The organism is Actinobacillus minor NM305 (assembly GCF_000175195.1).
Taxonomy (GTDB): Bacteria; Pseudomonadota; Gammaproteobacteria; order Enterobacterales; family Pasteurellaceae; genus Haemophilus_A; species Haemophilus_A minor.
On the sequence record NZ_ACQL01000109.1, the window covers coordinates 1 to 20854 of the forward strand.

General features: G+C 39.9%; 22 protein-coding genes. 12 read left to right on the plus strand and 10 right to left on the minus strand.

Translation table 11 applies throughout. The features are described 5' to 3' along the window. Positions 1 to 136 precede the first annotated feature (136 nt). The 11 genes from AM305_RS08520 to AM305_RS08570 all read left to right on the plus strand — a co-directional run bounded on the left by AM305_RS08520 (position 137) and on the right by AM305_RS08570 (position 11720). On the plus strand, positions 137 to 1048 hold the full coding sequence (locus AM305_RS08520; RefSeq protein WP_005825010.1) for a D-alanine--D-alanine ligase: 912 nt from the start codon (positions 137 to 139) through the stop codon (positions 1046 to 1048). Next, positions 1048 to 1845 (plus strand): cell division protein FtsQ/DivIB, encoded by a 798-nt coding sequence (locus AM305_RS08525; protein ID WP_005825011.1) that lies wholly within the window; start codon positions 1048 to 1050, stop codon positions 1843 to 1845. The genes AM305_RS08520 and AM305_RS08525 overlap by 1 nt, the downstream gene beginning before the upstream one ends. A gap of 18 nt (positions 1846 to 1863) precedes the next feature. Further along, the gene (gene ftsA / locus AM305_RS08530) at positions 1864 to 3138 is read left to right on the plus strand and encodes a cell division protein FtsA (RefSeq protein WP_005825013.1); all 1275 of its coding nucleotides are present in this window, start codon (positions 1864 to 1866) and stop codon (positions 3136 to 3138) included. 51 nt (positions 3139 to 3189) lie between these two features. Further along, positions 3190 to 4431 carry a cell division protein FtsZ gene (ftsZ, locus tag AM305_RS08535; RefSeq protein WP_005825015.1) on the plus strand — a complete coding sequence of 414 codons (1242 nt, stop codon included), beginning with the start codon at positions 3190 to 3192 and terminating at the stop codon, positions 4429 to 4431. Between the two features lie 29 nt (positions 4432 to 4460). Next, positions 4461 to 5381: a UDP-3-O-acyl-N-acetylglucosamine deacetylase gene (gene lpxC, locus AM305_RS08540; protein ID WP_005825017.1), complete on the plus strand. Its 921-nt coding sequence runs from the start codon at positions 4461 to 4463 to the stop codon at positions 5379 to 5381. 170 nt (positions 5382 to 5551) lie between these two features. Continuing rightward, entirely contained in the window at positions 5552 to 6160 is a 609-nt protein-coding gene (gene slyD, locus AM305_RS08545; RefSeq protein ID WP_005825018.1) for a peptidylprolyl isomerase, read from the plus strand. A 136-nt stretch (positions 6161 to 6296) separates the two neighbouring features. Next, positions 6297 to 7820, plus strand: a complete 1524-nt coding sequence (gene ilvA, locus AM305_RS08550; RefSeq protein ID WP_005825020.1) for a threonine ammonia-lyase, biosynthetic — start codon at positions 6297 to 6299, stop codon at positions 7818 to 7820. A gap of 23 nt (positions 7821 to 7843) precedes the next feature. After that, entirely contained in the window at positions 7844 to 9175 is a 1332-nt protein-coding gene (gene glmM, locus AM305_RS08555) for a phosphoglucosamine mutase (protein ID WP_005825022.1), read from the plus strand. Between the two features lie 101 nt (positions 9176 to 9276). Next, entirely contained in the window at positions 9277 to 9936 is a 660-nt protein-coding gene (rpiA, locus tag AM305_RS08560; protein WP_005825024.1) for a ribose-5-phosphate isomerase RpiA, read from the plus strand. 129 nt (positions 9937 to 10065) lie between these two features. Beyond that, positions 10066 to 11295 (plus strand): phosphoglycerate dehydrogenase, encoded by a 1230-nt coding sequence (gene serA, locus AM305_RS08565; RefSeq protein WP_005825025.1) that lies wholly within the window; start codon positions 10066 to 10068, stop codon positions 11293 to 11295. A 101-nt stretch (positions 11296 to 11396) separates the two neighbouring features. Beyond that, the gene (locus AM305_RS08570; RefSeq protein WP_005820574.1) at positions 11397 to 11720 is read left to right on the plus strand and encodes a zinc ribbon domain-containing protein YjdM; all 324 of its coding nucleotides are present in this window, start codon (positions 11397 to 11399) and stop codon (positions 11718 to 11720) included. A gap of 43 nt (positions 11721 to 11763) precedes the next feature. Here the strand turns inward: AM305_RS08570 and AM305_RS08575 are convergent, their stop codons facing one another. The 10 genes from AM305_RS08575 to yceD form a co-directional block, all read right to left on the minus strand. Continuing rightward, positions 11764 to 12633 carry a VirK/YbjX family protein gene (locus AM305_RS08575; protein ID WP_005825027.1) on the minus strand — a complete coding sequence of 290 codons (870 nt, stop codon included), beginning with the start codon at positions 12631 to 12633 and terminating at the stop codon, positions 11764 to 11766. Positions 12634 to 12662: 29 nt separating this feature from the next. After that, a complete protein-coding gene (yggU, locus tag AM305_RS08580; protein ID WP_005825029.1) occupies positions 12663 to 12965 on the minus strand; it encodes a DUF167 family protein YggU in 303 nt (100 codons plus the stop codon). A gap of 1 nt (position 12966) precedes the next feature. Beyond that, on the minus strand, positions 12967 to 13503 hold the full coding sequence (locus AM305_RS08585) for a YggT family protein (RefSeq protein ID WP_005825032.1): 537 nt from the start codon (positions 13501 to 13503) through the stop codon (positions 12967 to 12969). 82 nt (positions 13504 to 13585) lie between these two features. Beyond that, a complete protein-coding gene (locus tag AM305_RS08590) occupies positions 13586 to 13927 on the minus strand; it encodes a YggL family protein (protein WP_005825034.1) in 342 nt (113 codons plus the stop codon). A gap of 23 nt (positions 13928 to 13950) precedes the next feature. Further along, a complete protein-coding gene (gene trmB / locus AM305_RS08595) occupies positions 13951 to 14709 on the minus strand; it encodes a tRNA (guanosine(46)-N7)-methyltransferase TrmB (RefSeq protein WP_005825036.1) in 759 nt (252 codons plus the stop codon). A gap of 13 nt (positions 14710 to 14722) precedes the next feature. Further along, positions 14723 to 15673 carry a beta-ketoacyl-ACP synthase III gene (locus tag AM305_RS08600; protein ID WP_005825038.1) on the minus strand — a complete coding sequence of 317 codons (951 nt, stop codon included), beginning with the start codon at positions 15671 to 15673 and terminating at the stop codon, positions 14723 to 14725. Between the two features lie 160 nt (positions 15674 to 15833). Then, positions 15834 to 17969, minus strand: a complete 2136-nt coding sequence (locus tag AM305_RS08605) for a DUF4034 domain-containing protein (protein ID WP_005825040.1) — start codon at positions 17967 to 17969, stop codon at positions 15834 to 15836. Between the two features lie 19 nt (positions 17970 to 17988). Then, positions 17989 to 19020 carry a phosphate acyltransferase PlsX gene (plsX, locus tag AM305_RS08610; RefSeq protein WP_005825042.1) on the minus strand — a complete coding sequence of 344 codons (1032 nt, stop codon included), beginning with the start codon at positions 19018 to 19020 and terminating at the stop codon, positions 17989 to 17991. 19 nt (positions 19021 to 19039) lie between these two features. Continuing rightward, complete coding sequence (gene rpmF / locus AM305_RS08615) at positions 19040 to 19210, minus strand: 50S ribosomal protein L32 (RefSeq protein WP_005598552.1); 171 nt, start codon at positions 19208 to 19210, stop codon at positions 19040 to 19042. A 16-nt stretch (positions 19211 to 19226) separates the two neighbouring features. Beyond that, complete coding sequence (gene yceD, locus AM305_RS08620; protein WP_005820589.1) at positions 19227 to 19751, minus strand: 23S rRNA accumulation protein YceD; 525 nt, start codon at positions 19749 to 19751, stop codon at positions 19227 to 19229. 221 nt (positions 19752 to 19972) lie between these two features. Here yceD and AM305_RS08625 point away from each other — a divergent pair, with 221 nt between their 5' ends. Further along, the gene (locus AM305_RS08625; RefSeq protein WP_005825046.1) at positions 19973 to 20764 is read left to right on the plus strand and encodes a cytochrome C assembly family protein; all 792 of its coding nucleotides are present in this window, start codon (positions 19973 to 19975) and stop codon (positions 20762 to 20764) included. The last annotated feature ends 90 nt before the right edge of the window (positions 20765 to 20854 follow it).

The window sequence follows — 20854 nt, forward strand, 5'->3', positions numbered from 1 at the left end:
GTAGGGGCAAATCACATTTGCCCCAAATAATCATAGTAACATCAGGGCGAATGTAATTCGCCCATACAATTCCCCATAATAATGTAAAATTTTTGCAATAAATGACCGCTTGTAAAACATAAATAAGGTAAAAATAATGAGCTTAAAAAACGAAAAAATTGCGGTGTTATTTGGTGGCGTTTCAGCAGAACGTGAAGTTTCGCTCAATTCAGGTAAATCGGTCTTTGAAGCCTTACAAAGTTTAGGCTATAACGTTGAAGCGATTGATATAAAAGAATTTCCGATTGAAAAATTAAAAGAAAAAGGTATTCAGCGTGTGTTTAATATTCTTCACGGTGGTATTGGTGAAAATGGCGTGCTTCAAGGGGCGTTAGAGCAACTCGGTATTCCCTATACAGGCTGTGGCGTAATGGCTTCGGCGATTACTTTAGATAAATTCCGCACCAAATTATTGTGGAATGCAGTGGGCTTACCAACGGCGGCAATGGAAGTCGTTCGCCGTGGACAAGCGGTCAATTCTGATGAAATTATTGCAAAATTAGGTTTACCATTATTTGTGAAACCTGCAAGCGAAGGCTCAAGTGTCGGCGTGAGCAAAGTGAAAACTGCAGAACAGTTATTACCTGCAATCGAAGAAGCATTAAAATATGATTCAATTGTGTTGGTGGAAGAAAATTTAGCAGGGGCGGAATACTCTGTACCAGTACTTGATGGTGAAGTGTTACCCGCGGTACAAATTATTCCAGACGGCGAGTTTTATGACTACCACGCAAAATATATTTCGGACAATACCCAGTATGTTGTGCCAGCGTTAAATGCAGATCGCCAAGCAGAAGTCGCTAAATTAGTGAAGCAGGCTTATGATGTAGTGGGCTGTCGTGGTTGGAGCCGAATTGATGTAATGGAAGATGGTGAAGGAAACTTCCGTTTAGTTGAAGTGAATACCTGCCCAGGTATGACAAGCCATAGTATTTTCCCAAAATCAGCGGCGACTGTAGGTTATAGTTTTGAGCGTTTAGTTGAACGTGTATTGGAGTTAAGTGCGTAATGGTTGCGGTCATTCGCAAAAAGAAATCATCGAATTTTGGACCTTTCAAAGCTATTCAAGGTAAAATTTCTTTTTTACCAAAGACATGGTTTGGATACATAAAGCCTCTAATTGTGTTATTATGCTTTTTGGTCGCTTTTTTAGTCTATTCGAATTGGCATCGTTTACTTGAAGGTTTAGATAAAACACCGATTCGATCTTATGCACTTACGCATAAAACACAATTTACGACAAATTCGGATATTCGTGAAACTTTATCTAAAAATCCCACTCTAAAAGGATATTTCTCTCAAGATATTCAAGAAGTTAAAAATAAGCTACTTGAAATGCCTTGGGTGCGAGATGTTGTTGTTCGAAAATTTTATCCCGATCGTTTGGGGATTACAATTTTAGAGCATCGCCCGGTTGCAATTTGGAATAACATTAAATACCTTTCGGAACAAGGTGTGGTTTTTAGTTTACCCACTGATCGATTTGATCGAACAGGACTTCCTTTAATGTATGGACCAGATACAGAAAGTAAAGTTGTGTTAGAAGCCTGGGGCAAAATACAAGCAGAATTAAAAGCACGCCAATTAGAACTTAAATCTGTGGCGATAGATAATCGTGGTTCTTGGTCGATAACATTATCAAATAATGTAGAATTAAAATTGGGGCGAGGAGAATGGACATCTAAGATCGATCGTTTTGTGTTGATTTTCCCAGAAATAGATATTCCGGAAGGACAACGTTTAGCTTATGTTGATTTACGCTATGAGCATGGTGCGGCGGTAGGATTCCTTCCATTACAAAAATAAGAATAGCAAACCAGAAATATGACAAAAGTAGCAGAATCAAGAATTATTGTTGGCTTAGATATTGGTACATCCAAGGTTGTTGCGGTTGTCGGTGAAGTACTCCCCGATGGTGTAATTAATGTGATGGGCGCAGGCGTTTGTCCTGCAAAAGGGGTTGATCGGGGGGGCGTTATTGATTTGGATGCTGCAGTACGCTCAATTCAGAGTGCCATTGAACAAGCTGAATCTATTTCAGAATGTCAAATTATTGGTGTGACTTTGGCTTTATCTGGGCAACATATCACGGCATTAAATGAAATGGGGGCAGTACCTCTTGTCAATACCGTGACAGAACAAGATATTGATTCTGCAATGCATTATGCACGTTCAGTACGATTACCAGATGGATTGGATATTCTTCATGTTATTCCCCAAGAGTATAAGGTTGATCGGTTACCAGCGACTAAAAATCCATTAGGCTTATCAGGCAATCGTTTGGTTGCACAAGCTCATTTGATTGCCGCACATCAAGACTGGTTAAGAAACCTTGTTAATGCAGTAGAACGTGCTAAATTAACAGTCGATCAAATTGTTTTTTCTGGATTAGCATCAAGTTATTCTGTTTTAACTGAAGATGAGAAAGAGCTCGGTGTTTGTTTAATTGATATCGGTGGCGGTACGATGGACGTACTGGTATATACCGATGGCGCGTTACGTTTTAGTAAGGTTATTCCATTTGCTGGAAATAATATTACGGACTATCTTGCTCATGTCTTTGCAACATCTCGTTCAGAAGCGGAAAATATTAAAGTAAATTATGGCAGTGCGATAGAACAGCCAACATATAATGCCGATAAAAAAATTGAGGTTTCTGGGCTTGCGGGCAGTGCACCAAGAATTTATACCAAAACACAAGTTGCGTCAGTCACATCTCAATGTTACGCTGATTTGTTAAAAGTAATCGAGAATGAACTGGTTCAATTACGTCATGATCTTTTCCAAAAAGGTATAAAACAAGAATTAATTGCAGGTTTTGTATTAACGGGTGGTGGTTCACAAATCGAAGATATTGTAGAATGTGCAAAAAATATCTTTGGTTCGCACGTTAGAGTGGGATATCCACTCAATATTACAGGTCTTACTGACTATGTAAATAAACCACAATATGCAACCGTTCTCGGTCTATTGCAATACAGCCATTATAATACCGAAGAGAAAGGTAGAATTATTAATAATCCTAAAGTGGATAACCTGATGGAAGTATTAAAAAAAGGATTCCGTAAAGCTGTAAATTGGACCAAATCAAGTTTTTAAATAAATTTTATGATATTGACGATACGTCAAATCTTTAGGGAGATAAAAAGAATGTTCGAACCTATTTTCGAATCTACGCCGGATGCGGTAATTAAAGTTATCGGTGTTGGTGGCGGTGGCGGTAATGCCTTAAACCACATGGTCAAAAGTAGTCAAGAAGATGATGTAGGCAGTGTAGAGTTTTTTTCGGTCAATACAGATGCACAAGTATTACGCACAAGCTCAGTTCGTCAAACGATTCAAATCGGTGCTAATATAACTAAGGGCTTAGGTGCTGGAGCAGATCCAAATATTGGTTATCAGGCGGCAGAAGAGGATCGAGAAGCGTTGAGTAATATGATTGCAGGTGCAGATATGGTCTTTATTGCTGCCGGTATGGGTGGTGGTACAGGTACAGGTGCTGCTCCGGTTATTGCTGAAATTGCTAAAAGCCAAGGCGCTTTAACAGTAGGTATTGTTACCAAACCTTTTAACTTTGAAGGTAAAAAACGCGCACACTTTGCTGAACAAGGCATCAAAGAACTTTCCAAAAATGTAGATTCTCTCATTATCATTCAAAATGAGAAATTACTGAAAGTTTTACCAAAAAACGTTAAATTTAGTGAAGCTTTTGGTATTGCTGATAGTGTACTTCGTAATGCTGTATTAGGTATCACGGATATGATCACGAAAGAAGGTCTTGTAAACGTGGACTTTGCTGATGTGAAAAAAGTGATGGCAGAAATGGGACGTGCAATGATGGGAACCGGAATTGCAGAAGGCGAAGGTCGTGCAGAACGTGCTGCGGCAGAAGCTGTTGCAAGCCCATTATTAGAAGATGTGGATTTATCGGGTGCTAAAGGTATCCTAGTAAATATTTCTTCAGGCTATGACCTTGAACTTGCAGAAGTAGACGCTATTATGAAATATGTCACAGAAGCTGCAGATTCGGATGCAACCGTTATTTTTGGTTCAGCATTCTACCCAGAAATGGAAGGTCAAATTCGTGTGACTTTAGTTGCAACAGGTTTAGGGCAAGCAGAAGAGCTTTCAATGCCTCGTGCGACAATGTTAAATCATACTCAGCCTAACTTGCAACAACCACAAAATGTAAATCAAGGAACGCAAACAGGTTACCAAACATCACAAAATGTTGGTGGTTACCAAGGTCAGTCTCAAGTGCAGCAGCCTGTACAACAACCTAATGTATTTGGGCAGCCACAGCAATCAGCACCGTCAAGACCGCAAGCGATTGATAGTGCAAATGTATGGTCGCCTAACTCTATTCCAGGCTTTATGCGTAAAGGTTCGTAATGCCTAGCGCTTGAAATAGGAATCAGGAAATGATTAAACAAAGAACCCTCAAACAAGCTACAAAGGTTACAGGTATTGGCTTACATAGTGGCAAAAAAGTAACTTTAACGTTACGTCCGGCCCCTGCGAATACCGGTATTATTTATGCACGTACAGATTTAGAACCAGCAGTTTATTTCCCGGCAAGTGCTGAATCTATCCGTGATACACAACTTTGTACTTGTATGATCAATGATGACGGCGTGCGTATTTCAACCGTAGAACACCTTAATGCGGCAATGGCTGCTTTAGGGTTGGATAATTTGATTGTTGAAGTCGATGCCCCAGAAATCCCAATTATGGATGGCAGTGCAAGTCCATTTATTTATCTGTTATTGGATGCAGGTATTGAAGAACAAAATGCACCGAAGAAATTTATTCGTATTAAAGAAACGGTACGAGTAGAAGAAGGCGATAAATGGGCTGAAATGCGTCCTTATGCTCATGGTTTAAAATTAGATTTTACCATCGATTTTAACCACCCGATGATTAGTAAAGCGGTACGTAATTTTAAAATGGAGCTTTCGGCAGAAAACTTCATTCACCAAATTAGCCGTGCAAGAACCTTTACTTTCATGAAAGATGTAGAATATCTCCAATCTATCGGCCTAGCATTAGGCGGTAGTTTGGATAATGCTATCGTATTAGATGAATATCGTATCCTGAATGAAGATGGATTACGTTATAAAGATGAGCTCGTGAAACACAAAATGTTAGATGCGATTGGCGATCTCTTTATGTGTGGCTACAATATCTTAGGCGATTTTAGTGCTTATAAATCAGGACACGGCGTAAATAACAAATTATTACGTGCGATTTTAGCCAATGAGAATGCGTGGGAATTTGTAACCTTTGAAGATAAAGAAGAAGTCCCACAAGGTTATCGTATCCAAGAACTTGTGCTTATCTAGGCGATATTGCGAAATGAATCTGCATCCCAAAGGTTAAGAATAGGGTTAGCCAAGTAGGATGCAGATTTATTTTATCTTTCACATTGCAAGCGGTTATTTTTTCCGAATCGTTTGCAAATGTTGAATAAACCGCTACAATGCGAAATCTCTTTAAGATTAAGGATCATTAAATGAAAATTACAAAAAATGTTGTACCAAGCATTGCTTACCAAGTTCGTACGCAAGATGGTGTATTAGTTGATGAAGCACCGGTAAATCAACCATTAGAATATTTACACGGCCATAACAACTTAGTTGAAGGTTTAGAAAAAGCCTTAGAAGGTAAAGCGGTTGGCGATACTTTTGAAGTGCGTGTAAGCCCAGAAGAAGGCTACGGCGAATATAACGAAAATATGGTTCAACGTGTACCAAAAGATGTATTTATGGGCGTAGATGAGCTAGAAGTGGGAATGCGTTTTATCGCAGACACAGATTTAGGTCCATTACCGGTTGTGATCACTGAAGTTGATGGCGATGAAGTAGTTGTTGATGGTAACCATATGTTAGCCGGTCAAGAATTATTATTCTCTGTTGAAGTGGTAGCAACTCGTGAAGCAACTTTAGAAGAGATTGCTCACGGTCATATTCATCAAGAAGGTCACGGCTGTGGTTGTGGCGGTCATGAAGAAGAAGGACATGGTTGCTGCGGCGGTGGTCATCACCATCATCACGATCATGAGCACGATCATCACCACGGCCACGGTGGCTGTGGTTGCGGTGGTCACGGTCATCATCACTAATTCAAGCCAAATCTTCCCTGCCTATGTAGGGAAGATTTTGTCATTTAAGGCAAGAGAAAGCGGTTAAATTTGACGATCTTTTTGCTATTCTCTTACATCTCATTTTCTTAACGATAATTTCAATAAATAACTTATTATGACACAGCAACATCTATCCGATACCGATTATCTCCGAACCATTCTCAGTTCTAATATCTACGATCTTGCTCAAGTAACCCCATTGCAAAAAATGGAAAAATTATCCGAGCGTTTAAATAATAAAATTTTTATTAAACGCGAAGATCGCCAACCCGTACATAGTTTCAAACTACGCGGCGCATTTGCGATGATTGCGAATTTATCTAAAGCACAAAAAGAAGCCGGTGTGATTGCTGCTTCAGCAGGGAACCACGCACAAGGCGTAGCGCTTTCGGCAAAACATTTGGGACTAAGAGCGTTGATTGTTATGCCACAAAATACACCAACCATTAAAGTGGATGCCGTAAGAGGTTTTGGCGGAGAAGTGTTGCTTTTCGGGGCAAACTTTGATGAAGCGAAAGCGAAAGCCTTAGAATTATCGCAAGAGTTGAATATGACCTTTATCCATCCTTTTGATGCACCTGCGGTTATCGCCGGTCAAGGTACTATTGGTATGGAGCTGGTTCAACAGCGTTCAGATTTAGATCGTATTTTTGTGCCGGTGGGTGGTGGCGGCCTAATTGCGGGGATCGCCGTGTTGGTTAAACAACTCTTACCAAATATCAAAGTGATTGGCGTAGAATCGAAGGACTCTGCTTGTTTATATCACGCTCTGAAAGCCGGAAAACCGATTGATTTAGATCGTGTTGGTCTATTTGCTGATGGTATTGCCGTTAAGCGTATTGGCGATGAAACCTTCCGTATTTGCCAACAATATGTGGATGAAGTCGTTTTAGTCGATAATGATGAAATCTGTGCAGCGTTAAAAGATATTTTTGAAAATGTGCGAGCAGTGGCAGAGCCTTCAGGTGCAACCTCATTAGCCGGACTCAAAAAATATGTTAAAGCGAATAACATTGAAGATGAAAATTTAGCCTGTATTTTATCGGGGGCAAACCTCAACTTCCATACTTTACGTTTTGTTTCCGAACGTTGTGAAATTGGCGAAAAACACGAAGCATTATTAGCGGTGACTATTCCCGAGCGTAAAGGTAGCTTCTTAACATTCTGCCAAATTTTAGGTAATCGAGCGGTAACCGAATTTAACTATCGTCACGCCGATGATACCAACGCTTGTATTTTTGTTGGTGTGCGTATTTCAGGTAGCGCAGAAAAAGCGGAAATTATTAAAGAATTACAGCAAAACGGTTATAATGTTTCAGATCTTTCGGATGATGATATTGCAAAAACCCACGTGCGTTATATGGTGGGGGGGAGACCAACTTCTCTTAAAAATGAGCAACTTTATAGCTTTGAGTTTCCGGAACAAAAAGGTGCATTGTTAAAATTCTTACAAGCCTTAACAGATTGGGATATTTCATTATTCCATTACCGAGCGCACGGGGCAGATTACGGCGATATTTTAGCTGCATTTGCGATCGAAGCAGGGTCGGAAGTGGAATTAAACAAACATTTAGAGCAGCTTGGCTATCGTTTCCAAAATGTGAATGATAGCCCGGCATATCAATACTTTTTAAAATAATCGAATAAATGAAGGAATAAAAAATGGCACGTAAATACTTTGGTACAGATGGCGTACGTGGCGAAGTCGGTAAATTTCCAATTACTCCGGAATTTGCTTTAAAACTGGGTTGGGCTGCCGGTAAAGTGTTAGCAACACAAGGCACAAAAAAAGTGTTAATCGGTAAAGATACCCGTATTTCCGGTTATATGTTGGAGTCTGCATTAGAAGCTGGTTTAACCGCCGCAGGTTTATCAGCGGTCTTTGTCGGTCCAATGCCAACGCCGGCAATTGCTTACTTAACACGTACTTTCCGTGCAGAGGCTGGCATTGTCATTTCAGCTTCACATAACCCGTATTACGATAATGGTATTAAGTTCTTCTCAGCCGTTGGCGAAAAATTACCGGATGAAGTGGAAGAAGCGATTGAAGCAATGCTAGATGAACCAATGGATTGCGTGGACTCGGCGAATTTAGGTAAAGCCAGCCGTATCAATGATGCAGCGGGTCGTTATATTGAGTTCTGTAAAGCCGGCTTCCCTTCACACCTTAGCTTAGACGGCTATAAAATTGTGGTGGACTGTGCAAATGGCGCAACCTACCACATCGCACCTAATGTTATGCGTGAATTAGGGGCGGAAGTCATTGAAATTGGTACACACCCAAATGGTCTGAATATCAATGAAAAATGTGGTGCAACGGACATTAAAGCCCTGCAAAAAGTGGTTGTAGAAGCAGGTGCTGATATTGGCTTAGCTTACGATGGCGATGGCGACCGTATTATGATGGTAGATCATTTAGGCAATAAAGTAGATGGCGACCAAATTCTCTTTATTCTTGCTCGTGAAGCATTACGTGCCGGCAAATTGCAAGGTGGCGTTGTAGGGACTTTAATGAGCAATATGAGCTTGGAAATCGCATTAAAAGAGTTAGCGATCCCATTCTCTCGTGCTAACGTGGGTGACCGCTATGTGCTCGAACAGTTAAAAGAAAAAGGCTGGAAGCTCGGTGGTGAAAACTCAGGGCATATTATTGTGCTAGATAAAAACACCACAGGCGATGGCATTATTGCTTCATTAGAAGTTTTAGCGGCTATGGTATCGCACAAAATGACCCTAAATGAATTAGCTAAAGCGGTGCCGTTATTCCCTCAAGTGTTGATTAATGTTCGCTTCTCAGGTGGCAATAATCCGTTAGAAAGCGAAGAGGTAAAAGCGGTAGCGAAGTCTGTTGAAGAACGATTAGCAGGTAAAGGGCGAATTTTGTTACGTAAATCAGGCACAGAGCCACTTATTCGAGTGATGGTGGAATGTGAAGATGGCACGTTAGCTCAAAGCTGTGCAGAAGAAATTGCTGAAGCAGTAAAACGTAATTAATGACAAGCGGTCTTGTTTGCAAAATAATTTGCAAATTCGACCGCTTATTTTCATCGTGTATTTACACAAATACGAAAGATATGAAAACGAAAGGATAGAATATGAACCAACAAGAAATGAAAAAAATTGCGGCAAAGGCAGCATTAAAATTCGTCACACCGGATACGATTGTGGGCGTTGGTAGCGGTTCAACGGTAAACTGCTTTATTGATGAATTAGCCTCAATGAAAGATCAAATTAAAGGCGCTGTGGCGGCATCAAAAGCCTCTGAAGAACGTTTAAAAGCGTTAGGTATTGAAGTCTTTAGTGCTAATGAAGTCAGTGAACTTGATGTTTATATTGATGGTGCAGATGAAATTACACCACAAGGTTATATGATCAAGGGCGGCGGTGCGGCTTTAACTCGTGAAAAAATCGTGAGTTCATTAGCGAAGAAATTTGTTTGTATCGTGGATAGCTCAAAGCAAGTGGATGTATTAGGCTCAATCTTCCCATTACCCGTTGAGGTTATTCCAATGGCTCGCTCTTATGTGGCTCGTCAATTAGTCGCTTTAGGTGGTTCACCGGAATATCGTGAAGGCGTGGTAACCGATAATGGCAATGTGATTTTAGATGTACATAATTTCAAAATTTTAGAACCACTAAAAATGGAGCATACCATTAACAACATTGCGGGTGTGGTTACCAATGGGATATTTGCCCAACGTTTTGCCAATGTGACGATTGTCGGCACGCCTGAAGGGGCAAAAATCCTTGAATAATTGACAAACACAATTTGCAAAAAAATAACGAAATCGAACCGCTTATAATGATTTGGTCTAAAAGATTCGTGAAATTTTGAGCAAATTGTGTTTAAATCCTCTCATCAAACACAACAAGGAATCATTATTATGGCTAAAGTTTCTCTCGATAAATCAAAAATTAAGTTCTTGCTCTTAGAAGGCGTGCATCAAAATGCATTAGATGTTCTAAAAGCTGCAGGTTACACCAACATTGAATATCATAAAAAAGCCTTAGATGGCGAGGAATTGATTGAAGCAATCAAAGATGCGCATTTTATCGGGCTTCGTTCTCGTACGCATTTAACCAAAGAAGTGTTAGCGCACGCCAATAAACTGATTGCGATTGGGTGTTTCTGTATCGGTACAAACCAAGTTGATTTGCAAGAAGCAAAACGCCGTGGTATTCCGGTATTTAACGCGCCGTTCTCAAATACACGTTCAGTGGCTGAATTAGTGTTGGCGGAGATTATTCTGTTAATGCGCCAAGTACCTAAAGCGAATGCGGAAGTACACCGTGGCGTGTGGAATAAATCGGCTGCAGGCTCAAATGAAGTTCGTGGTAAAAAATTAGGCATTATCGGTTATGGCCATATCGGTTCACAATTAAGCGTGATTGCGGAAGCGGTAGGTATGCAAGTGTATTTCTACGATATTGAAAATAAACTCCCGTTAGGTAATGCGCAACAAATTGCTACGCTAGATGAGTTATTGAGTACTTGCGATGCGATTTCATTACACGTGCCTGAAAATGCTTCAACCAAAAACCTAATGAGTGCAGCACGCATTGCCCAATTAAAAGAAGACTCGGTATTAATTAACGCAGCTCGTGGTACGGTGGTGGATATTGACGCTTTAGCCGCACGTTTAGAAGCCGGTACATTACGTGGTGCAGCAATTGACGTATTCCCTGAAGAGCCGGCATCGATCAACGATCCGTTTGAATCGCCATTACGTCAATTTGATAACGTGATTTTAACGCCGCATATCGGTGGCTCAACTTCCGAAGCGCAAGCGAATATCGGTACTGAAGTAGCTAATAAATTTGTGAAGTATTCAGATAATGGTTCAACATTATCTGCGGTAAACTTCCCTGAAGTATCGTTACCAACCCACGATAATACAAAACGTTTACTCCATATTCATGCAAACAAACCGGGTATTTTAAATAAAATTAACCAAGTCTTTGTCGATGCGAATGTGAATATTGCCGGTCAGTATCTGCAAACCGACCCGGAAATTGGCTATGTTGTGATTGATGTACAATCCGAAGATACTTCAGAAGCATTACAACGTTTAAAAGAGATCGAAGGTACGATCAAAACACGTGTGCTTTACTAACCATTGATTTAAGTAGAAAAGGGCGAATCTTATGATTTGCCCTTACTTTTTAGAAGATTTCGTTATAAAATAAAGTTTTATTACAACGGAAGGATTTAAAAATGACATTCCCAGCTTGCCCTCAATGTAAAGGCGAAAATACTTACCACGATTCTATTCAATTTGTATGCCCTGATTGCGCTTATGAATGGACCGGTGAAGAAACCGTTGAAGCCGATGACGATCAACTTATTGTTAAAGATAGCAACGGTAACTTATTAGCAGATGGCGATGATGTACTACTGATTAAAGATCTGAAACTAAAAGGTTCATCAGAAGTTTTAAAGAAAGGCACAAAATTTAAAGGCATCCGCCTTGTAAATGGCGACCACAATGTTGACTGTGGCAAAATTATGCTGAAGTCAGAATTTTTGAAAAAAGCGTAATAGCAAATCTCTAATAAAAAACGACCGCTTTCGGTCGTTTTTACTATTTATGCAAAATACTTTGCATATTTGCCAAAAGATTATCTAACATCGCATAACGTTTTCGATACATCGATCTTTTCTTACTCGGGATCTCTTCTAACGGTTTTGTTTCAAACGTGAGAGGGAGTGTCCAGTATTTCCCTTCTTTACCTGAGCTTTCTTGGAAGATCGCATCATAATCAACAACATAACGTTTACTTTGTACCCATCGGGATTTATTTTGGTATTTTTGTGGAATACCTAATAACGTTTTATAACCTAACGTTAGAGTAAGCGCTTTCATTGCTTCAACCATCAAATAGGCCGGGCGTAATCCGTGGCATTGCTTCGTTAATGTTTTGACGATCTCTTTTGAACCCTCAAAATTCGGCCCTTGAATCACCGCAATTAACAGCGCCTCTTCTAATTTCCCAAAAGTGAGGAGATAAACCAATTGATTGGTTGGTTTATAGCGTAATTCTAATGCCCAGTAACCTTCCATGGCTTGATGTTCATTAATGTTGAGATAAAGCTCAAAATCTTCAATCACTTCGCCAAAGCAGATCGGTTTTTCCCAAAGGGGAGGTAGCCCTTTTTCCGCCATAAAGTGAGGTAAAAAGGTTAGATTTTCATAAATCATTGCCAAGCGCTTTTGGCTATTAAAACGTTTATCGAGAAAACGATGAACAAGTGGGTAGCTATAACTCGCTCTTTGTAATAAGAGTTCTTTTAATAAGGGCGTTTGATTCACTTTTTGCTCGAAGGCTTTAATCAGCGAGCGATGTAATAAAGCGCGTAGATGATAACGAAAGCGTTTTAGACGGTAAGATTTTTTACCTTGATCCGGATAAAGTAACCAAGGTGAAGGCCAACGATAGGTATTTTTGTCCATAGTCTCCTAATTCCAATATAACATTTTAGTTATTTATCTAATAAATTTTCAATTTCTTGAGGGATTTGTTTCGGTTCTGGGATGAAAATTTGTTTATGGCGTTGTAGCTCGCCTTTTTCTAGTGCAATACTGCTTTTAGGCACTTTAAAGAGTTTGCTTAAAAACTTCAGTAAATGTGCATTTGCTGCGCCATCGACAGGGGGCGCGGTAATGGCTATTTTGAGTTCTTCATCGTGCAAGCCGACTATTTGATCTCGGCTTGCTTTGGGTTGAAGAAAGATACGCAAACGAATACCGTTTGGTGCTTGGGTAATTTCGACCGCTTTTGTCATCTTATGCTATCGCCCAAAGTACACCAAAAATGTTATAGAACAGGCTGTTTAACAAAATCAGTGCGAAGCCTAAAACCATCACTGAAAAATCTAACATGCCAGTGCGAGGTAATAGGCGGCGGATTATGCCAAGTACCGGCTCGGTAATTTGTGCAACGGTATAGTCTAACGGGTGGTTACCTTGTGTTACCCAACTCATTAACGCACGAATGAGGGTGGTAAAGAATAAAATTTGCCCGAAAGTTTTAATTACGCCTAAGATGCCTGAGAGCACGGCAAGCGGGATAGCCGCTTGATAAACAATCCATTTTTCTAAGGTAAAGAGTAATACGGACACTAAAATGGCCGCAAAATTAATCCCTTTTACTGTTGGAATGAATTTACTCACAGGGTTCAAAATTGGCGATGTCATTCGCAATAAGGATTGTGAAATGGGTAATCGAATATCAACACGGCAAAACTCAAACCAAGTGCGGAGGATTAAGATAAAGGTTAAAAAACCAATAATGATTGACAGAACAGAAGCAAAAAATTCCATCTTGTTTCCTTTTTCATTGATAAGATAAGCGGTCAATTTCTGTGGATTTTTTGCAAAAATTGACCGCTTGAAAAGTGTTTAATTAGCCTTGAACAGGATAATCCCACCAAATATCAAATAACTCACTCACTTCAACATTTTGTAAGTTATTGTTTTCTAACCAACCTTTTACTAATTGGCGGTGTGATTCATCACATTTACCTAATTTTTCTAAGCATACTAAGCCTTCCCAAGCAAGGTAGCCACTACCTTCATAAGCTAAGCCGTTTGGACGGATAACTTCTTCAATAAAGCGATCAACCAAAACATCAATTTGATCGATACCGGTACCATCAGCAAATTGGAATTTAACTAAAAAGCCTAATTCTTGGAATTCTGCTAAGTGCATTTTTTTACGCTGACGCGCATTACGTTTAATCGCCATTTTATTCTCCTTATTGAATAAAATTAGTTAAAAGATTTTTTTGTAAAATAGAGATCCCAAACACCGTGTCCAAGTTTATGTCCACGCTCTTCAAATTTAGTTAAAGGGCGGAAACTTGGACGAGGGATAAAATCATTGGTTTCGGAAGTATTGTGTAGCTCTCGTTCAAACCGGCGTAATACCTCTAGCATATGCTCTGCGTAGTTTTCCCAATCGGTCGCAAAATGGATAAAACCATTCGGCGACAGTTTGGTTAATACACGAGTAATAAATTCAGGCTGAACAATACGGCGTTTATGGTGTTTCGCTTTTTGCCACGGATCGGGGAAATAAAGCTGTAATCCTCCCAATGAACCATCAGCAATACTATCTCGCAAAATCTCTGTCGCATCGTGACAGATCACTCGCAAATTTTTCACGCCTTTTTCCAAGGCATAAGCGATACAAGCTCCCACACCGGGGGTATGAACTTCAATCCCAATATAGTTACGATCAGGATTTTGCTCAGCCATTTCTACTAAAGAACGCCCCATACCAAAGCCAATTTCCAGCACCACAGGATTGTTGTTGCCAAAAATCGCTTCAAAATCAAAAGGCGTATTTTGATAATCTAAACCGAGATTTTCCCAGTTATTATTCATCATATCACGCTGATAATCGCTTAAACGCCCCGTGCGGAGAACGAAACTACGCACTTTACGAAGATAACGACCATCAGGTGTAAATTCTGCTTGTTCAACAGTTTTACGTTTTTTATCGGCAAAAGTAATTTTTTCAGACATGGATATTCACCGATTAAAATCTAACAAGGGCAGAACCCCAAGTCCAACCACCACCAAAGGCTTCAAGAAGCAAGAGTTGCCCACGTTTGATACGTCCATCACGCACTGCTTCATCTAATGCAACAGGAATGGTGGCAGCACTGGTATTACCATAACGATCTACGGTAACGACCACTTGATCCATCGACATATCTAATTTTTCAGCGGTTGCGCTGATAATACGTAAGTTCGCCTGATGTGGTACAAGCCAATCTAATTCGGATTTATCTAATTGATTTGCAGATAATGTTTCTTCAACTACATCAGAAAGTTGTTTTACCGCTAATTTAAAGGTTGCATTACCTTGCATGGAGATAAAGCCTGAGCGATCATTTCCTCGTTCAACATTAGGTAAAACCAGAGATTCTTTTGTATCTGCGGATGCGTGTAAATGGGTTGAAATAATGCCTTGTTCTTCGCTGGCTTCTAAAATTACCGCTCCGGCGCCATCGCCAAAAAGAACAACTGTACCACGATCGGTTTCATCTAATTTACGAGAATTGAGATCAGAACCCACCACTAATGCTTTTTTAACTTTTCCAGTACGCACAAATTGATCGGCAACACTTAAAGCGTAAACGAAGCCGGTACAAGCAGCTGCCACATCAAAAGAGATCGCATCGTCAATACCTAACATGCCTTGAATTTGGCAGGCTGCACTTGGGTAGGCGTGAGAGTTGCTGGTTGTGCCAACCACAATTAAATCAATCTCTTGCGGATCGAGATTAGCTTGTTCTAAACATTTTTTCGCTGCTTCAAAACCCATTGTGGCAACCGTTTCGTCCGCTGCTGCAATACGGCGTTCTTTCATTCCTGAGCGGGTAACAATCCACTCATCAGAAGTCTCTACCATTTTTTCTAAATCAGCATTTGTACGAACTTGAGCAGGCATATAGCTGCCGGTTGCTAAAATCTTGCTATACATATTCTTATCTCAATTTTCTAAAATTAGATCATATTATACCGATAAACCCTTATTCCACCAAATATTCCCGATAAAAAGACAAGCGGTCATTTGTTAAAAATTATTTGTAAATGACCGCTTGCTCACATTCGTTTATAAATATGAGGGCTGTGCTAGATATTTAAAAATCCTCTTCATCCTGAAAATTATCCCAAAGTGGATATGAGGTTTCGTAAGCACTTGATAGTTGAATAAAATGATCAGCTACGGGCATCACCCACTCTGGGATCTGTGCTTTATCACGTTCAAGTTTTTTCTCAAAACGGGATTTCGCAAAGAAAATACCCGTTGGTGAGCGGAGATCCTTGAAGAACTGTTGGAATGTCTCGTTATCCGGTTCTAATAAACAAGCTTTTTCTGACCAAAAGAGCGACACATAGCGGTTTTTTTCTACCCCAAAACCTTCTTTGAAGGCAACAGCATACAGATTGGCAAGCCACGCAAAATCTTCTTGGCTAAATTCACAATCAACCATCAACTCTGGTGCGAGTTCTCTGAAAATATAATCCTCTTTGCCTGCATCTGTTTCTAAATAGAGTAAATGGATATAAGGTATATAAGCTTCAGTTTGTTTAAGCTCCACAGCTTGTTTTAGAGCAGATAATGCCCGTTCAGCTTCTGCTTTCGGACGTTTTTCCATTGGCCATAAACGTTCATATTCACGAACGCCAAAGGTGACTAAAGCTCGAGTTAAACCTTGTTCCACTGCTTTGGCTAAAAAGGCTTCACCTTCTTCTTCGGTAAGGAGGTTGCTATAAGGCTCGAAAAACTCCGGAAGATATAGGTTTTGTTGAATTTGATATAATCTGTATTGGCTAAACGCGTGTCCAAGTTCTGCTAATTTTTTATATAATGCGATTGAGTATTGTGCATAGCCGTCCATCGCAAAATAGCGAAGAGCATTATCAATATCAAAATTTTCATTACGATCTTCAGCAATCAGTGCTTGCCAATCCACGTCAATCTGACCTTTCTCAAAGCCCCAAATGCCGAGTTCTGTTGCACCCACTTCAAGAGTTTTCACAAACGGTGAACGAGAAGCAAAGAGTTGAATAACTCGTTTGCGTAGTTGTGTATGATCTTCGCCCAACACATTACGAACGCCGGTAAACCACCAACAAATATTGCCCACAAAATGCGTTGTATCATCCCAATATAAATCTTTTTCGTACTGGGCAAGCAGTTCTTCGGCTGTCATCACCAACGTTTGAGCATATTCTTGAGTACGAGCATGGCGTTCTATATCCGTATTTAGCACATATTCGTTACAGAAACGTATATAATGCAAGAAAAGGCTCACTTTTACCCGGCTAATATAAGGTAAAGGCAGTAATTGTTTGAAAAGGTCTTCTTGCTGTTGCTGTGTTTCACTACCGAATTCTGCGAAATATTCAATTGAATCCCAAGCTTTCGTGAACAGCAGTGCATTATATTTTTCTTTCGGTAAAGCTTGGCAGACAGGGCTTGCGAGAAAAGCATCAATGTCATGATATTCATCCCCATACCAACGTGGGTAAAGATAATAGAGATACACCTCATAAGGACGAAAATAAGAGGGACTGATTGCTGTGATTCGGTTAAACCAGTAATTTAGCGGAAAGCCAAGCTCTTCTTCCGTTGGAGCTGGTAAGCTTGTTGGAAATTGACGCATAGGCACGATTTCGTTCTCGCCATAGCTTTCAAAAAAAGCACGAGCTTCGTCTATCGGGTAAATATAATCCGCAAACATCTCATCATCTGCCCAGTAGGCTGAGAGCCAATCCGGTAAACCTAGATAACCGGTTACGTTCAGTAAATTGAAATAGCTCCACACTTTTTGTGGATCTTGCTCAATCGCCGTTAATTCCCAATAAAATGCCATATCTCTTGCCCAATGAGCACGTTGCCACGCTTTATGACTGACGTGATTTGCAGTACTTGCACCACGTTCAGCTTCAACAATCTTTACCCATAATTCACCGAGTAAAAAGGCACTGAAAAAAGAAGGTGCTATCTGGTGCCATGCTTTTAATTTGGCATGGAGAGCTTGTTTACTAGCAAATTTCGACAATAAAAAATCCATATCGCACAGTGAGGAAATATTGACTTGTGGATAAAGTAGTAGCTCTTGTTCGCTTTCTTTCGATTTTAGCCAAACAGGATAATGTTGCTCGCAAAATTGATTGAGTGTTTCAAATTGGTTGTCATTTAACCATTCAATAAATTGTGTTTCTTGGGCTTTAACTTGGCGTAATTCTTCTAAACGTTCGTGAAGCATTGCTTTCCTTACAAATAGTTTATTTGATTGTTTTGAGTTGTAATTTTTGTGAAATCAGATGACCAATGTTGTGTTCAATCTGTTGAATAGCGTAGTCTATTGCATAGAAAAACGCTCGCTCACTCGCTCCACCGTGGCTTTTTACCACCACAGACGATAAACCGAGCAATGTCGCACCATTATGACGATCGGGGTTAATCTGTTGTAGCTTTTTATAGTAACGATAAAAGATTAAACGTAGTAAATAACGTTTTGTATTACGACAAAGATGTGAATCTTCCGTTGGCTTTTTAAAGAGAGAAAGAATATTTTTTGCTGCGCCTTCAAGTGTTTTAAGTGCAACATTACCGCTAAAACCATCGCAGACAATCACATCAGCAAGGTGATTCATTAGCTTATCCCCTTCTAAAAAACCAATGTAATTCAGATGATTACGTTGTTTTAATTGCTGGTGTACATCTCGAATTTGTTGCGTTCCTTTATGGTCTTCTGTACCAATATTGAGCAACGCTAAACGTGGATAAACCAAATCCAACATCACTTCTGCAAACACATTACCCATTTCTGCGAACTGAAGCAATAACTCACTATCTGCTTCAACGTTTGCACCAAGATCTAACATCACACTTGAGTTGCCGTCAATTGTCGGAATCAAGGATGTTAATGCAGGACGATCAATGTTTGGCAAAGGTTCAATCAGCTGTTTTGCCAGCCCCATCAGTACACCTGTATTTCCTCCACTCACACAGCCTTGAGCCTTACCACTCGCCACTGCTTCAATTGCTAAACGCATTGAACTGCCTTTACTTTGGCGAATCGCTTGCATAAAAGGCAAGTCTGCTTCGATCGCTTTTGCTGTATGAACTAATTCGATACGTTGTTGAATATCGGGGGAAAGTTTATTGAGATAGGAGGAAATTTCAGCTTGGTCGCCGAACAGGATACAGTTGAGCATTGGGTGTTGAGCCAACGCAAGTGATAATGCGGGGATAGTAACACGGGGACCAAAGTCCCCGCCCATTACATCTAACGCAAGAGTCAGATGACTCAAGTGATACTCCAATAAGGAATTACTTGTTGATTACTTTACGACCACGGTAGTAACCGTCAGCAGTTACGTGGTGACGTAAGTGAGTTTCACCGGTAGTTTTATCTACTGATACTGCAGCAGTTGTTAAAGCATCGTGTGAACGACGCATATCACGACGTGAACGAGATTTTTTGTTTTGTTGAACAGCCATTGGCTATACTCCTAAGTTAGTTCTTTTTTAAATTAGCTAATACAGCGAACGGGTTCGGTTTTTTCGCCAGTTCTTCGGGCAATTCGCCAAAAACCTGTTCCTGCGTGGACACTTCACAGTGTTCAGCGTTATGCATCGGGACTAGAGGCAATTCAATGATAAATTCATCTTCAATCATATCTAGTAAATTTACTTCGCCAAATTCGTTAGTTTCGATTGGCTCATAAATTTCGGGCAAATCGTCCGCCTGATTCATATTTGACACTGGACTGAAACAAAATGTGCAGTCGAGCGTTTGCGTAAATGGGTTACCGCATCGTTGGCATTCAAGCTCCACATCAACAGTTGCTGTGCCTTTAATCACAGTCAGTTTTTGTGGGTCGATGTATAACGAGAGAGTAACTTGTGCATCGCTTAGCACGTTACTAACAGATTCACCCAAACGACTAAGGAGACTAGCAGAAATGTAGCCTTCGTAATCCATTCGACGCTGCGCGTCTTTATATGGGTCAATAGTTAGGGGTAGTTTTACCTTTTGCATAGGGTCGATATATTACAGATAGAATGTCAAATAGTCAAAAGGAAAATCGGCTTTTTTGCAAAAATCCATGCGGAAATGACCGCTTACTTCTGTGCCTTTTTGATATAAACTAAATTATTCAAAAAATTTTTCTTTAAAGATAGCTAAAAAATCGTAAAATGGTTAAATTCTACCATTAGCTGAAAATTATTCTTAATTAGACAAAATTTATCGAGCGTGAAATGTTATTTGCTATTCTAACAATAATTGCCTATTCCGGTGCTTTATTATGGGTTGTGCCTACGTTGGTCAATCTCGAAAATCAAGTAAACAGCGATAAAAAACCGAATATAAAAGCGGTATTTAGTATCGGGCTCTTGGCGGTTGTTTTACATCTGTTAAGTGTATCAAGCGAGATGCTATTAGCTGATGGGCAAAACTTTACCCTTGCTAATGTTAATGCTTTGATGAGCTTGCTGTTAAGTGCAGTTGCAACATTAGCCCTTCCAAAATGGCGAACATTATGGTTCCCGTTAATGGTGGTTTATACTTATGGTATTTGTAGTGTTGCAGTTACCCTGATTTCAACGGGGCATTTCACGAAAAATTTGTCTGAAAATGCCGGGCTGATTTTTCATTTAGGTATCGCGCTTTTTTCTTATGCGCTTTTCTTCCTAGCCTTGATTTATGCGTTTCAGTTGAAATGGTTAGATCATAAATTGAAGAGTAAGAAAATGCTCTTTTGTGCAATGTTGCCACCTTTGATGACGGTAGAACGCCACTTTTTCACATTAACACTTGCAGCTCAAGCACTTTTAACCGTGACCTTAGTCAGCGGAATGATTTATCTCCATAACTTTTTTGCGCCAGAGCAAGTGCATAAGGCGATGTTCTCTTTTGCCGCTTGGATAGTGTATAACATTCAATTGCTTGGGCAATGGAAGTTGCGTTGGCGAGGAAATCGAGTGCTGATTTATTCAATCTTAGGCATGCTTTTATTAAGTGTTGGTTATTTTGGTAGCCATCTTATTTAGGAAAAGTACTTGTAGTACTTAGATTACTAACAAACCTTTTTATTTAAAAAATTTGAAATATTTTGGTTATCAAAATATTTTAATTGTTTA

Coding starts and splice junctions, on each gene's coding strand:
- AM305_RS08520 (WP_005825010.1), top strand. CDS start 137: ATGAGCTTAAAAAACGAAAAAATTGCGGTGTTATTTGGTGGCGTTTCA.
- AM305_RS08525 (WP_005825011.1), top strand. CDS start 1,048: ATGGTTGCGGTCATTCGCAAAAAGAAATCATCGAATTTTGGACCTTTC.
- ftsA (WP_005825013.1), top strand. CDS start 1,864: ATGACAAAAGTAGCAGAATCAAGAATTATTGTTGGCTTAGATATTGGT.
- ftsZ (WP_005825015.1), top strand. CDS start 3,190: ATGTTCGAACCTATTTTCGAATCTACGCCGGATGCGGTAATTAAAGTT.
- lpxC (WP_005825017.1), top strand. CDS start 4,461: ATGATTAAACAAAGAACCCTCAAACAAGCTACAAAGGTTACAGGTATT.
- slyD (WP_005825018.1), top strand. CDS start 5,552: ATGAAAATTACAAAAAATGTTGTACCAAGCATTGCTTACCAAGTTCGT.
- ilvA (WP_005825020.1), top strand. CDS start 6,297: ATGACACAGCAACATCTATCCGATACCGATTATCTCCGAACCATTCTC.
- glmM (WP_005825022.1), top strand. CDS start 7,844: ATGGCACGTAAATACTTTGGTACAGATGGCGTACGTGGCGAAGTCGGT.
- rpiA (WP_005825024.1), top strand. CDS start 9,277: ATGAACCAACAAGAAATGAAAAAAATTGCGGCAAAGGCAGCATTAAAA.
- serA (WP_005825025.1), top strand. CDS start 10,066: ATGGCTAAAGTTTCTCTCGATAAATCAAAAATTAAGTTCTTGCTCTTA.
- AM305_RS08570 (WP_005820574.1), top strand. CDS start 11,397: ATGACATTCCCAGCTTGCCCTCAATGTAAAGGCGAAAATACTTACCAC.
- AM305_RS08575 (WP_005825027.1), bottom strand. CDS start 12,633: ATGGACAAAAATACCTATCGTTGGCCTTCACCTTGGTTACTTTATCCG.
- yggU (WP_005825029.1), bottom strand. CDS start 12,965: ATGACAAAAGCGGTCGAAATTACCCAAGCACCAAACGGTATTCGTTTG.
- AM305_RS08585 (WP_005825032.1), bottom strand. CDS start 13,503: ATGGAATTTTTTGCTTCTGTTCTGTCAATCATTATTGGTTTTTTAACC.
- AM305_RS08590 (WP_005825034.1), bottom strand. CDS start 13,927: ATGGCGATTAAACGTAATGCGCGTCAGCGTAAAAAAATGCACTTAGCA.
- trmB (WP_005825036.1), bottom strand. CDS start 14,709: ATGTCTGAAAAAATTACTTTTGCCGATAAAAAACGTAAAACTGTTGAA.
- AM305_RS08600 (WP_005825038.1), bottom strand. CDS start 15,673: ATGTATAGCAAGATTTTAGCAACCGGCAGCTATATGCCTGCTCAAGTT.
- AM305_RS08605 (WP_005825040.1), bottom strand. CDS start 17,969: ATGCTTCACGAACGTTTAGAAGAATTACGCCAAGTTAAAGCCCAAGAA.
- rpmF (WP_005598552.1), bottom strand. CDS start 19,210: ATGGCTGTTCAACAAAACAAAAAATCTCGTTCACGTCGTGATATGCGT.
- yceD (WP_005820589.1), bottom strand. CDS start 19,751: ATGCAAAAGGTAAAACTACCCCTAACTATTGACCCATATAAAGACGCG.
- AM305_RS08625 (WP_005825046.1), top strand. CDS start 19,973: ATGTTATTTGCTATTCTAACAATAATTGCCTATTCCGGTGCTTTATTA.